Genomic DNA, 12,026 nt, shown 5'->3' on the forward strand with positions numbered 1-12,026 from the left:
CGTAGCCTCAAGCTCCAATTCGGGAGGTTCCCATGACCGATAGCCCCCTCGCCCTCGCCGGTCTCGACCATGTGGTGCTGCGTGCCCGCGACATCGACGCGATGCTCGGCTTCTACCGCGACGTGCTCGGCCTGAAGGTTGCCAAGCACAACGCGCCGCTCGGCCTGTGGCACCTGGATGCCGGCGGCTCGATGATCGACCTGGTGGACATCAACGGCACCCTGGGACAGGCGGGCGGCCCGGCTCCGGACGGCGCGCCCAATGTCGATCACGTGGCGATCAAGCTGGCGAGTTTCGACGAAGCCGAGATCCGCGATTACCTCGTCTCCAAGGGCGTAAGCCCCGAGGAAACCAAGGTGCGTTTCGGCGCCCGTGGCGACGGGCCGTCGATCTACATGAAAGACCCCGACGGCAACGGGGTGGAGCTGACCGGCGTGTCGGCATGAGGGAGGAAAACCGTGAAGGTCACCGGCATCGAGACCATCCGTCTGGATGAATTCCCGAACCTGCTCTGGGTTCATGTCGAAACCGATGAAGGCCTCAAGGGCCTGGGCGAGACCTTCTACGGCGCCCAGTCCGCCGAGGCGCATGTCCACGCCATCATCGCCCCCTACCTGCTGGGCCAGGATCCGCTGCAGATCGAGCGGCACCACGCCAATATGATCGGCTATGTCGGCTTCTCCGGGGCCAGCGCGGAACAGCGTGGCCGCTCCGCCGTGGACATCGCGCTTTGGGACCTCTGGGGCAAGGCCTCGGGCCAGCCGATCCACCAGCTTCTCGGCGGTTCCAGCCGCGACGACATCCGGGTGTACAACACCTGCGCCGGGTATCAGTACGTCCGCCAGAGGCCGGTCCAGGGCACCAAGAATTTCGGCATCGGCGGCGCCGAGGGTCCGTATGAGGACCTGGACGCCTTCCTGAACAACGCCGACGAGCTCGCCCACTCCCTGCTGGAGATGGGCATCGACGCCATGAAGATCTGGCCGTTCGACTACGCCGCCGAGGCCAGCCAGGGCCACTACATCTCAGCATCCGACCTGAAGAAGGGCCTGGAGCCGTTCGAGAAGATCCGCGCCGCCGTCGGCGACCGCATGGACATCATGTGCGAGCTGCACTCCATGTGGAACCGGCCCAGCGCGGTGAAGATCGCCCGGGCGCTGGAGGAGATCGAGCCGACCTGGGTCGAGGATCCGGTGTTCATGGACCACCTCGGCTCGCTCGGCGAGGTCGCCCGCGCCACCACATCCCCCATCGCCGTCGGCGAGACCCGGGGCGGCAAGGCGGACTTCCGCTATCTGGTGGAACTCGACGCCCTGAGCGTGATCATCGCCGATCTGACCTGGTGCGGCGGGCTGACCGAGGGGCGCAAGATTTCCACCCTGTGCGACGCCTGGCACGTGCCGGTGGCGTTCCACGACTGCACCGGCCCGGTGGCGCTGACCGCCTCGACGCACCTGGCGCTGCATGCCCGCAACTGCTTCATCCAGGAGATGGTGCGGGCGTTCTATTACGGCTGGTACGGCGAACTTGTGACCCAACTTCCGCCGGTGGAACAGGGCCGGATCCGGGCGCCGCAGGGACCGGGGCTCGGCCTGGAACTGTTGCCCGACATCACGAAGCGCCCCGATGCGCAGGTCCGCCGCAGCACCCTTTGACGCGCCGGCTCAGCTCGTCTCCGGTCCGCGGACCAGGGACAGCGGCGGATCCTTCGGCAGGTCGATCGTGCGCTCCGTCGGAAAGGTGACCGTCACCGTGGTGCCTTCGCCGACGACGCTTTCCAGATGGATCGCGCCCTTATGGGCCTCGGCCAGGTTGCGGGTGATGTAGAGGCCGAGACCGGTGCCGTCATGGCGCCGGGAATGGGCGTTCTCGAGCTGTTCGAAGGGACGGAACACGACGTCGTGCCGGTCGGCGGGGATGCCGATGCCGGTGTCGGCGATGATGATCTGGATCCGCGACCGGTCGTCCATCACCGCTCGCATCCGGACCTTGCCGCCGGCCGGCGTGAACTTGATGGCGTTGGACACCAGGTTGACGATGATCTGCTTCACCGCCCGCCGGTCCGCATGCAGGCCGTCGGCCGGATCGCCGCCCTCGACGGCAAGATCCACATCCTTGTCGTCGGCGCGGACCCGCAGCATCCGGGCGCACTCGTTCATCAGCTCACTGATGCCGAAGCCGCTTTCCTCCAGTTCCAGACGCCCGGCCTCGATGCGCGAGACGTCGAGCAGGTCGTTGATCAGCGCCAGCAGGTGGGTCCCAGATTCGTTGATGTGCTCGGCATAGCGCATGTAGGTGTCCATGGCGTCGCCGAGCACCCGGTTCCGGATCACGTCGGAGAAGCCGATGATGGCGTTCAGCGGCGTGCGCAACTCGTGGCTCATGACCGCGAGGAACTCCATCTTCGCGCGGTTGGCGATCTCGGCATCGGCGACCGCCCGGCGCATGGCGACCTCGCGCTCCTTGGATTCGCTGATATCCAGCACCGTCTGCAGCAGCCAGCCGTCGGCGGTCCGCATCTCGCTGACCTTCAGCCAGCGCTCGCCGCGGACCATCTCGTGGCTCATCGGCGCGTGCTTGCGCATCTCGAGCCGGTTGGAGATCCACTGCTCCTCGCGTCCGATGGCGTCGGGGATGACCCCACTGTTGACCGAGGCGCGGATGTAATCCTCGAACCGCACTCCTTCGCGCAGGGTGGTCTCGGCGCCGGGGGACAGGGTCAGATAGGCGCTGTTGTAGAGCCGCAGCTGGTCGTCTCGATCCCAGAACGAGATGCCTTCCGAGCGGGCCTCGATGGCGCTGAGAAACCGGCGCTGGGTCTCCGAGGCCTCGCGCTCTGCCTCGACCAGGAGGGTGACGTCGCGGCCGACCCCACGATAGCCCAGGAACTTGCCGCCCTCTTCGAACACCGGATCGCCGTCGATCTCGACATAGCGCATCTCGCCGGTGGGAAGCTTGTAGCGCATGCGCAGATTGCGGATCGGCGCCCGCAGGCTCTGCTGCTGTTCATGGACGGCGAAGGCGAGGTGGTCCAGGGAGTCCGGCGCGATCTCCTGCCGGGTCTTGCCGATACAGGACTCCGGGCTGAGCCCCAGGACGTTCGCCACCGATTCCGACACGTAGGTGAAGCGGAACTGGTCGTCCTGCTCCCATGTCCAATCGGCGGAGACGACGATGAAGGACCGCAGCCGGGCGAGTTCCTCGGCGGACTTCCGCTGCGCGGTCGCCAGCGTTCGCAGTCTGCACCAGAGCCAAGCTGATACGGCAATTGCCCCAATCGCCACGACGGCAGCGATCCAGAAATCAACTCCGATGGTCAACCAGCATCCTCCCCAGCGCGCCGGTGGCGGCATTTGGACGGTAGGATGGTAACCGTCATGGCCGCTTGGGCCAATTGCGTCTTTCGGCCATTGGCTGATCCCGACGCTCAAAGCATGGCCTTGGCGAAGAGCTCGGCCGCCCAGTCAAGAAATACGCGAACCCGTGGGGAGAGCCGCCGATTCTGCGGGTCGAGGGCGAAAAGCGGCATCACCGTCAACGACCTGGCCCCCGGCCCGGGCGCCTGCCGCGGACCTGCCCGACAAATCCTCGGGCAGGTCCGACACCATGCAACACCCACTTCAAACGAACAATCCCGGCGGCCTATCGGGCGAAGGACTGATGCAGGCAACGGGGCCCCCGGACCGTCGGCCATGAATACCTGGCGATTTTGATGATATTTGAAAAATCACCAGGTGTTTCCCCACCTGTCGGACAAAGCGAGAACCGTGATCTAATCGCCGCTCCCGTCCGAACCCGGAGCGCCCCATGCCGGACTACGCCTATTACGACCTCGGCCCCACCGTGCTGCAGCACGGGGCGACCGTCCCCAATCTGCGCCTCGCCTACAAGACCTACGGCACCCTGGCGCCGGACCGCTCGAACCTGGTGCTCTATCCGACCTCCTACGGCGCCCAGCATTACGATACCCAATGGCTGATCGGCCCCGGTCGGGTCCTCGATCCGACCGACTGGTTCATCGTCATCCCCAACATGTTCACCAACGGGCTGTCGACCAGCCCAAGCACCCTGCCGGAACCGTTCGGGCATGGCCGCTTCCCGGTCTTCACCCATTGGGACAACGTCCACGCCCAGAAGCGGCTGGTGCAGGAGGTGTTCGGGGTCGACAGCATCGCGCTGATCTACGGCTGGTCCATGGGCGGCCAGCAGGCGTTGCACTGGGGGAGCCTGTTCCCGGAGATGGTGCAGCGGATCTGCGCGACCTGCACGAGTGCGAAGACCTCGCCGCACAACAAGGTGTTCCTGGAAGGGGTGCGCGCCACCCTGACCGCCGACGCGGCCTGGGCCGGCACCCATTTCCGCGACCGGCCGGTGACCGGGCTGCGCGCCATGGGCCGGGTCTATGCCGGCTGGGCGATGAGCCAGACCTTCTACCGCGAGGAGCTGTGGCGCGGCGCAGGGTTCAGCTCCCTGGAGGACTGGCTGGTGCGGAGCTGGGAGGGCAACTTCCTGCGGCGTAGCGGCGACGACCTGCTGGCCAGCCTCGACACCTGGTACCGCTCCGACATCTCCGACAACGAGATCCACAAGGGCGACCTGGCCAAGGCGCTCGGCGCGATCACCGCCAAGAGCATCATCATGCCCTCGACCACCGACCTGTACTTCACCGCGTCGGACAGCGAGCGCGAGACGGCGCAGATGCCGAATGCCGAGTTCCGCCCCATCGTATCGGACTGGGGCCACCGCGCCGGCAACCCGAACCTGAACCCGCAAGACGAAGCGGTGCTGCGCAAGGCGGTGGCGGATCTGCTGGGGTAGGCGGTTCACCCTAAAACACGCCCCCGTCATCCCGGATCGTCCCCGGGCTCGACCCGGGGCGAGGCCGGGACCGTAATTCAAGCGTTTGCCGCAGGCTGGGTCCCGGGCAGCTCCCGGATCGGGTCCGGGGTCTCCCGGGATGACGATCATTGGGTTTGAGGTTTGTGCCCGGCCTGGGGTTTGGCTTCGATTTCGTCCGGATATCCCACGCCCGTCAGATAGAGCCCGTCCGCCGGGGCGGTCGGGCCGGCGGCGGCGCGGCGGCGGGCGGCCAGGGCTTCCGACACCCGGTCCTCGGTCCACTTGCCCTCGCCCACCAGCTTCAGGGTGCCGACCATGTTGCGCACCTGGTGGTGCAGGAAGGAGCGCGACCGGGCGATGGCGACGATCCGGTCCTCGCCCTCGCGGAAGATGTCGAGCTGGTCCAGCGTCTTCTCCGCCGACGCCGACTGGCACTGGGTCGCGCGGAAGCTGGTGAAGTCGTGATGTCCGACCAGGCGCTGGGCGGCGGCGTGCATGGCGTCCACGTCCAACGGCACGGCGACGTGCCAGACCTTGCCCTGGTGGATCGCCGGCGGCGCGCGGCGGTTCAGGATCTCGTAGCGGTAGCGCCGCTCGTTGGCCGAGAACCGGGCGTGGAAATCGTCCGCCGCCGCCTCGGCCGCCACCACGGCGATCGGCTCCGGCCGGATCAGGGCGTTGATCGCGTTCATCACCGTGCCGGCGTCGAACCGGGTGCCGGACAGCTCGATATGGGCGACCTGACCGGTGGCGTGCACGCCCTTGTCGGTGCGCCCGGCGCCGGCGACCTCGACCCGCTCGCCGGAGAAGGCGAAGACCGCGTCCTCCAGGCATTCCTGAACGGTCGGGCCGTCGGCCTGCCGCTGCCAGCCGATATAGGGCCGGCCGTCATACTCGATCGTCAGCTTGAAACGCGGCACCGCATCACCCGGTCAGGACCGTCCCCGGAGGGATCTGGAAGCCGCGCAGGAAGGCCTGGACGTCCACCGGCCCCTTGCCCGGCCGCTGCACCCGGGTCGGACGGAACGCCCCGTCGGCGCAGGAGATCGTAAGCTCAGGATCCAGCACCGTCCCGGGAATGTTGGAGATCGCCCCGATATCGAACGCTTCCGCCGCCAGCACCTTGATGCGCGTGCCCTCGTGCTCGAAGAAGGCGCCGGGCCAGGGGTCGAAGGCGCGGACCAGCCGCTCCAGCTCCACCGCCGGACGGTGGAAGTCGAGCCGGCCCTCGTCGCGCTCCAGCTTCTTGGCGTAGGTGACGCCCTCCTCCGGCTGCGGCGTGCCGACCAGCGCGCCCTGGGCCAGAGCTGCGACCGCCGGGACGATCAGCTCCGCACCCAGCAGGCTGAGCTGGTCGTGCAGGCTCTGGCCCGTGGTCTCGGCCGTGATCGGCACCGACCGGCTCAGCAGCATGTCACCGGTGTCCAGCCCCACATCCATCTGCATGATGGTGACGCCGGTCTCGGCGTCGCCGGCCAGGATCGCGCGCTGGATCGGGGCAGCCCCGCGCCAGCGCGGCAGCAGGGAGGCATGGACGTTGACGCAGCCGAGCCGCGGCGCGTCCAGGATCTCCCTGGGCAGGATCAACCCGTAGGCGGCGACCACCGCGAGGTCGAGATCCAGGGCGGCGAACGCCGCCTGTTCCTGGGGTCCGCGCAGGCTGCGCGGCGTGCGCACCGGGATGCCGAGCTCGATCGCCGCCTCGTCCACCGGGGTCAGACGCTCCTTCTGGCCGCGGCCGGCCGGGCGCGGCGGCTGGGCATAGACGCAGACCACCTCGTGGCCGGCCTCGACCAGGGCCCGCAGGCTGGGGACCGCGAAATCCGGGCTGCCCATGAAGGCGATGCGCAGGGGCGTTGTGTCCGCCGATGTCATGACGCGCGGGCCATGGCGGGCTCAGGCCGCCTCTTCGCGCGCGCGGGTCTTCTTCGCCTTGACCATCTTCTTGAGGAACATGTTCCGCTTCAACGCGGAGAGATGATCGACGAAGAGGATGCCGTCGATATGGTCGATCTCGTGCTGCAGGCAGATCGCCAGCAGGCCGTCGGCCGCCAGTTCCTGGCTGGCGCCGTCGCGGTCGAGATAGCGCACCTTCACCGCCACCGGACGCTCCACATCGGCATAGAGGTCGGGCAGCGAGAGACACCCCTCCTCGTGCGGCGCGGTCTCGTCGGACTTCCAGACGATCTCCGGATTGGCGAGGCAGATCGGGGCGTTCGGCTCGTCCTTCTCCGACACGTCGACGACGATCACCCGCTTGGTCACGCCGACCTGCGGCGCCGCCAGCCCGATGCCCGGTGCCGCGTACATGGTGTCGAGCATGTCGTCCATCAGGGCGCGGATCTCGTCATCCACCGCCGACACCGGCGTGCACTTGGTTTTCAGAACGGGATCGGGTGCCCAGATGATCGGCCGCTTCGCCATGTCGGTATGTCCGGTCGATTCGCCAGTGTCGGAATGCGGTGGAGTTAGGGGAACTCCGCGAAATCGTCAAGAATCCGATGGCTTGCACGCGCGGCGCGCACGGCCCGGCGTCGGCGTGCTAGCGTGAGAACATGACAGGAACCGATATTCTTCTCCTCGCCCTGATCGCCGCCGTCCTCGGGGTCGCGGCCGTCCTTCTGCTGCGTCAGCGAGCCGGTAGCGGCCTGGAAGAGGTCCTGGCCGAGCGTGACCGGCGCCAGGCGGAGCTGACCGAACGGCTGTCGACCAGCCAGGAGCAGCTGTCCGGCCGCCTCGCCCAGATCGCCGAAAGCCAGTCCGCCGCCCAGGCGCGCATGGCGGAAGCGCTGCAGGTCCAGGAACGCGAGATCGCCAAGAAGCTGGAAGAACGTCTGGCCGACGTGACCAAGCGGATCGGCGAGGGCCTGGAGAAGTCGTCGAAATCCACCGAGACGACAATGGGCGACCTGAAGGAACGGCTCGCCGTCATCGACCGGGCGCAGAAGAACATCACCGAGCTGTCGACCCAGGTGGACGGGCTGCAGGCGATCCTGTCGAACAAGCAGGCCCGCGGGGCGTTCGGCGAGATCCAGCTCAACGATCTGGTCACCCAGGCCCTGCCGCCCAGCGCCTACAGCTTCCAGGCGACGGTCGGCGGCAACCGCCGGGTCGACTGCCTGCTGACCCTGCCGAACCCGCCCGGCGCCATCGCCATCGACGCCAAGTTCCCGCTGGAAGCCTATCACCTGCTACAGGCGGCGGCGACCGACGAGGAACGGGTGGCCGCCCGCCGGCGTCTGGCCCAGGAGGTCGGCGTGCATGTGCGGGCGATCGCCGAGAAATACATCGTGCCGGGCGAGACCGCGGAATCGGCGCTGATGTTCCTGCCCTCGGAAGCGGTCTATGCCGAATTGCACGCCAACCTGCCCACCGTGGTTCAGGACGCCTTCCGCCGCCGGGTCTGGATCGTCTCGCCGACGACGCTGATGGCGACGCTGAACACGGTGCGCGCGGTGCTGAAGGACGCCTCCATGCGCGAGCAGGCGCATGTGATCCAGGCGGAGGTCGGCCGATTGCTGGACGACATCGTCCGGCTTGATGACCGGGTGAGCAAACTCGACCGGCATTTCAATCAGGCGACCGACGACATCCGCCAGATCCGGATCTCCACCGACAAGGTCACCAAGCGCAGCGAGCGGATTCAGGAAATCGAACTGGAACAGCCAGGGGCGATTACGGATGCAGCGCCCAGCCCGCCGCGGTTGGCGGCGGTCGAGGATTGAACGGCCGGGCCTGCAAAACGGCCCTTACCCCACCCGTCATCCCGAACTCGTTTCGGGATGACGGGTGGGGGAGGCGAATTGGGCCCCGTCCTCAATCCCCCTCGGGCCGGGCCGCGCTGGCGCGGAACGGGCTCATCGGATAGGTGCCCAGGATCCGCACGGCGTCCGGCGGGCAGAAGAACTTCAGCTCCTCCAGGGCCAGGGCCATGTTCCGCTCGTCGGGATGGCCCTCGGCGTCGACATAGAACTGGGCCGCCTCGAACGAACCGCCGACCAGATAGCTTTCCAGCTTGGTCAGGTTGATGCCGTTGGTGGCGAAACCGCCCAGCGCCTTGTACAGGGCCGCCGGCACGCTGCGGACCCGGAAGACAATGGTGGTCACCACCTTGTCGGTGGTCACCGGCGGCAGCTTGGGCGCGCGGGACATCACCAGGAAGCGGGTGGTGTTATGCTCAAAATCCTCCACGGAATCCGCCAGGATCTCCAGCCCGTAGACCTCGGCCGCGAGCGACGAGGCAATGGCGGCGATCGACGGGTCGCTCCACTCGGCCACATCCCGCGCCGCGCCCGCGTTGTCGGCGTGCTGCATGCGCTTCAGGCCATATTGCTGGATCAGCTTGCGGCACTGGGCCAGCCCCTGCGGGTGGGCGTGGACTTCCTTCAACCCTGCCAGGGTCGCGCCCTTGAGGCCCAGCAGCATGTGGTTCACCCGCTGGAAATGCTCGCCGATGATGAACAGGCCGGACTCGGGCAGCAGGTGGTGGATGTCGGCGACCCGGCCGGCCACCGAGTTCTCCACCGGCACCATGGCGAGGTCGGCCGTGCCGTCCTGCACCGCCGACAGCATGTCCTCGAAGCTGTAGCAGGGCATCGGCTCATGGTCCGGGGCCGCCGCCACGCAGGCGAGGTGGGAATAGGCGCCGGGCTGCCCCTGATAGGCGACTTTCGGCTGGTCGGTCATGACGGCTCTCCGGAAGGGGCAAGCAGGGCGCGGGCCTGGTCGAGCTGGCGCTGGGTGTCGACGCCGAGGGGGATGGTCTCCACCCGCGCCACTTCGATGCGCATGCCGGCCTCCAGGGCGCGGAGCTGCTCCAGGCGCTCGCGGATCTCCAGCGGCGACGGCGGCAGGGTCACGAAACGGTCGAGGGCGGCGCGACGGTAGCTGTACAGGCCGATATGGTGGAACACCTCGCCCTCGCCCCAGGGCACCGGGTGCTTGGAGAAATACAGCGCGCGGCCGAACAGTCCGTCCGGCTCCCAGGCGGTGGCGACCTTGTTGACGCCGCTGGCCGGGTCGAGATCGTCGGCCTCGGTGATGGCGCAGGCAGCGGTGCCCCAGTCGGCGTCCGGCATCCGGGTCAGCGCCTCGATGGTGGCCCGCACCGTCTTGGCCTCCAACACCGGCAGGTCGCCCTGGATGTTGACGATCACGTCGTGGGTGCGGTCCGGATCGATGATGCCGAGCGCCTGGTGGATGCGGTCGGTGCCCGAGGGCAGGGCCGGATCGGTCATCACCGCCCGTCCGCCGGCCGCTTCCACGGCATCGGCGATCGCCCGGTCGCCGGCGGCGACGACGACGGGACCGGCATCGGCCTCCTGGGCGCGACGCAGCACCTGGACGATCATGGGAACGCCGTGAATGTCGGCCAGCGGCTTGTTCGGCAGGCGGGACGAGGCCAAGCGGGCGGGGATCATGAGAATCGGATTCATGCCGGCCAAAGGCTCCTGTTCTGCAGGCCCGGGAAAGCCCCGGACACGCGTTTGCGGCGATATGCCACGCGAGCTTGCGGTGATACGCCGATCGCGCGGAGTTGCGCAAGCGCGCGGGGATAAGGTAAGTCGTGTTCCGCGTGACCCGGCTGAGGCCGAACCGTCGGCCCCATGGTCGACAGTTTCGGCGACCGCCACTATGGTTACGCGCACAAGTTTTCGCGGGGCCCGGCACGGCAGTGACGCAGGCCCGGGTGGGATACGAAGAGGGCTGAACACCATGGCGACGTCGCTCGAAGGCAACAAGATCATCGCAGGCATCCTGTGCGCGGGACTGCTGGCGATGGCGACCGGAAAGATCGCGGACGCGCTGGTCCATCCGAACACCCTGGAAGAGAACGCCTTCAAGGTCGAGGTCGCCGAGGGCGCCTCGTCGCAGACGGCGGCCCCGGCCGGCCCCGAGCCGGTCGAGCCGATCGTCGGCATGCTGGCCAGCGCCGACGTCGCCGCGGGCGAGAGCCTGACGAAGAAGTGCGCGGCCTGTCACACCTTCGAGAACGGCGGCGCCAACAAGGTCGGTCCGAACCTCTACGGCGTGGTGATGGCCGACAAGGCTCACCGCGACGACTACTCCTATTCCGACGCCATGGAGAACTTCTCCGACCCGGCGGTCTGGACCTATTCCTCGCTGAACAAGTTCCTGCACAAGCCGAAGGACTACATGCCCGGCACCAAGATGAACTTCGCCGGCTTCAAGAAGGCCTCGGAGCGGGCCGACGTGATCGCCTATCTGCGCAGCATGGCCGACTCCCCGGCGGCACTGCCGTCCGACGAGGAGATCCAGAAGGCCGAGGAAGAGTTCAAGGCGGCGTCGGGCGGCTGATCCCGACTTCCGCGGGTCCGGCCATGAGCGGGTTCACCCTCGAGGCGGCGGCGGATTTCGCCGCCGAGCTGGCCGACGCGGCCCGGCCGATCATCCGTGACTATTTCCGTACCGGCGTCGTCGTCGACATCAAGGCCGACGACAGCCCGGTGACCATCGCCGACCGCAGCGTCGAGAAGGCCCTGCGCGCGCTGATCGAGGACCGCTTCCCCGATCACGGCATCGCCGGCGAGGAGTTCGGCCCGAAGAACCTGGAGGCCGAATACGTCTGGTCGCTCGACCCGATCGACGGCACCAAGGCCTTCATCACCGGCCGGCCGACCTTCGGCACCCTGATCGGCCTGCTGCGCCGGGGCGAGCCGGTGCTCGGCGTGATCGACTGTCCGATCCTCGACGAGCGCTGGATCGGCGGACCGGAGGTCGCCACCACACTGAACGGCGGCGGGCTGATGAAGCCGGTCCACAAGCCGCTGGACAAGGCGATCCTGACCGCCACCTCGCCGGACATGTTCAGCGCCGTGGAAGCCCCGCGCTTCGCCGCGCTGAAGGAGGCCTGCGGGCTGACCCTGTTCAGCGGCGACTGTCATAATTTCGGCCTGCTGGCGCTCGGCACCATCGATCTCGTGGTCGAGGCCAGCCTCAGCGACTACGACTATCTCGCCCCCGCCGCCGTGGTGACCGGCGCCGGCGGCCTGCTGACCGACTGGACCGGCGCCCCGGTCACGCTCGGCTCCACGTCGCGCATCGTCGCGGCCCGCGATCCGGCCCTGCACGCCGCCGCCGTCGCCATCCTCTCCGCCTGATCGGCCCGACAATCGAAACGCGGGCGCTCGACTTTATCCGTCGAGCTGCCATGTTTCCGCCAAGAG

Annotated in this window: 12 protein-coding genes; 6 read left to right on the top strand and 6 right to left on the bottom strand. The window is 67.9% G+C overall.

Annotated elements, in window-relative coordinates; genetic code table 11:
- Positions 1-32 precede the first annotated feature (32 nt).
- The gene (locus G578_RS0120140) at positions 33-446 is read left to right on the top strand and encodes a VOC family protein (protein ID WP_028795767.1); all 414 of its coding nucleotides are present in this window, start codon (positions 33-35) and stop codon (positions 444-446) included.
- 12 nt (positions 447-458) lie between these two features.
- Entirely contained in the window at positions 459-1,655 is a 1,197-nt protein-coding gene (locus tag G578_RS0120145; protein WP_028795768.1) for a mandelate racemase/muconate lactonizing enzyme family protein, read from the top strand.
- A gap of 9 nt (positions 1,656-1,664) precedes the next feature.
- On the opposite strand, the gene G578_RS28735 is transcribed toward G578_RS0120145, so the two are convergent.
- Positions 1,665-3,320 carry a PAS domain-containing sensor histidine kinase gene (locus G578_RS28735; protein ID WP_028795769.1) on the bottom strand — a complete coding sequence of 552 codons (1,656 nt, stop codon included), beginning with the start codon at positions 3,318-3,320 and terminating at the stop codon, positions 1,665-1,667.
- Positions 3,321-3,807: 487 nt separating this feature from the next.
- Here G578_RS28735 and G578_RS0120155 point away from each other — a divergent pair, with 487 nt between their 5' ends.
- Positions 3,808-4,818, top strand: coding sequence for an alpha/beta fold hydrolase (locus G578_RS0120155; RefSeq protein ID WP_028795770.1), 1,011 nt, complete (start codon positions 3,808-3,810; stop codon positions 4,816-4,818).
- A gap of 146 nt (positions 4,819-4,964) precedes the next feature.
- Here G578_RS0120155 and truA read toward each other — a convergent pair whose 3' ends face one another.
- Genes truA through def form a run of 3 tightly spaced genes read right to left on the bottom strand, consistent with a single transcriptional unit; the run spans position 4,965 to position 7,263 of the window.
- Complete coding sequence (gene truA, locus G578_RS0120160; protein WP_028795771.1) at positions 4,965-5,759, bottom strand: tRNA pseudouridine(38-40) synthase TruA; 795 nt, start codon at positions 5,757-5,759, stop codon at positions 4,965-4,967.
- A 4-nt stretch (positions 5,760-5,763) separates the two neighbouring features.
- Positions 5,764-6,714 carry a methionyl-tRNA formyltransferase gene (gene fmt / locus G578_RS0120165; protein WP_038015209.1) on the bottom strand — a complete coding sequence of 317 codons (951 nt, stop codon included), beginning with the start codon at positions 6,712-6,714 and terminating at the stop codon, positions 5,764-5,766.
- Positions 6,715-6,735: 21 nt separating this feature from the next.
- Positions 6,736-7,263 carry a peptide deformylase gene (gene def, locus G578_RS0120170; RefSeq protein ID WP_028795773.1) on the bottom strand — a complete coding sequence of 176 codons (528 nt, stop codon included), beginning with the start codon at positions 7,261-7,263 and terminating at the stop codon, positions 6,736-6,738.
- Positions 7,264-7,394: 131 nt separating this feature from the next.
- On the opposite strand from def, the gene G578_RS0120175 reads away from it, so the two are divergent.
- Positions 7,395-8,564 carry a DNA recombination protein RmuC gene (locus tag G578_RS0120175; protein ID WP_028795774.1) on the top strand — a complete coding sequence of 390 codons (1,170 nt, stop codon included), beginning with the start codon at positions 7,395-7,397 and terminating at the stop codon, positions 8,562-8,564.
- Between the two features lie 91 nt (positions 8,565-8,655).
- On the opposite strand, the gene G578_RS0120180 is transcribed toward G578_RS0120175, so the two are convergent.
- Positions 8,656-9,525 carry a prephenate dehydratase gene (locus tag G578_RS0120180; RefSeq protein WP_028795775.1) on the bottom strand — a complete coding sequence of 290 codons (870 nt, stop codon included), beginning with the start codon at positions 9,523-9,525 and terminating at the stop codon, positions 8,656-8,658.
- Positions 9,522-10,274, bottom strand: coding sequence for a 3-deoxy-manno-octulosonate cytidylyltransferase (locus G578_RS0120185; protein ID WP_028795776.1), 753 nt, complete (start codon positions 10,272-10,274; stop codon positions 9,522-9,524). The genes G578_RS0120180 and G578_RS0120185 overlap by 4 nt, the downstream gene beginning before the upstream one ends.
- A 280-nt stretch (positions 10,275-10,554) precedes the next feature.
- On the opposite strand from G578_RS0120185, the gene G578_RS0120190 reads away from it, so the two are divergent.
- Positions 10,555-11,157, top strand: a complete 603-nt coding sequence (locus G578_RS0120190) for a c-type cytochrome (protein ID WP_028795777.1) — start codon at positions 10,555-10,557, stop codon at positions 11,155-11,157.
- Between the two features lie 23 nt (positions 11,158-11,180).
- Positions 11,181-11,960 carry an inositol monophosphatase family protein gene (locus G578_RS0120195; RefSeq protein WP_028795778.1) on the top strand — a complete coding sequence of 260 codons (780 nt, stop codon included), beginning with the start codon at positions 11,181-11,183 and terminating at the stop codon, positions 11,958-11,960.
- The last annotated feature ends 66 nt before the right edge of the window (positions 11,961-12,026 follow it).

Origin of the sequence: Thalassobaculum salexigens DSM 19539, assembly GCF_000423805.1 — a bacterium.
Lineage (GTDB): Bacteria > Pseudomonadota > Alphaproteobacteria > Thalassobaculales > Thalassobaculaceae > Thalassobaculum > Thalassobaculum litoreum.

Bases quoted from the DNA above. Each gene is read 5' to 3' on its own strand.
- G578_RS0120180 (WP_028795775.1), bottom strand. From the start codon at position 9,525: ATGACCGACCAGCCGAAAGTCGCCTATCAGGGGCAGCCCGGCGCCTAT.
- G578_RS0120155 (WP_028795770.1), top strand. From the start codon at position 3,808: ATGCCGGACTACGCCTATTACGACCTCGGCCCCACCGTGCTGCAGCAC.
- G578_RS0120175 (WP_028795774.1), top strand. From the start codon at position 7,395: ATGACAGGAACCGATATTCTTCTCCTCGCCCTGATCGCCGCCGTCCTC.
- fmt (WP_038015209.1), bottom strand. From the start codon at position 6,714: ATGACATCGGCGGACACAACGCCCCTGCGCATCGCCTTCATGGGCAGC.
- G578_RS0120185 (WP_028795776.1), bottom strand. From the start codon at position 10,274: ATGAATCCGATTCTCATGATCCCCGCCCGCTTGGCCTCGTCCCGCCTG.
- G578_RS0120140 (WP_028795767.1), top strand. From the start codon at position 33: ATGACCGATAGCCCCCTCGCCCTCGCCGGTCTCGACCATGTGGTGCTG.
- G578_RS0120195 (WP_028795778.1), top strand. From the start codon at position 11,181: ATGAGCGGGTTCACCCTCGAGGCGGCGGCGGATTTCGCCGCCGAGCTG.
- G578_RS0120190 (WP_028795777.1), top strand. From the start codon at position 10,555: ATGGCGACGTCGCTCGAAGGCAACAAGATCATCGCAGGCATCCTGTGC.
- def (WP_028795773.1), bottom strand. From the start codon at position 7,263: ATGGCGAAGCGGCCGATCATCTGGGCACCCGATCCCGTTCTGAAAACC.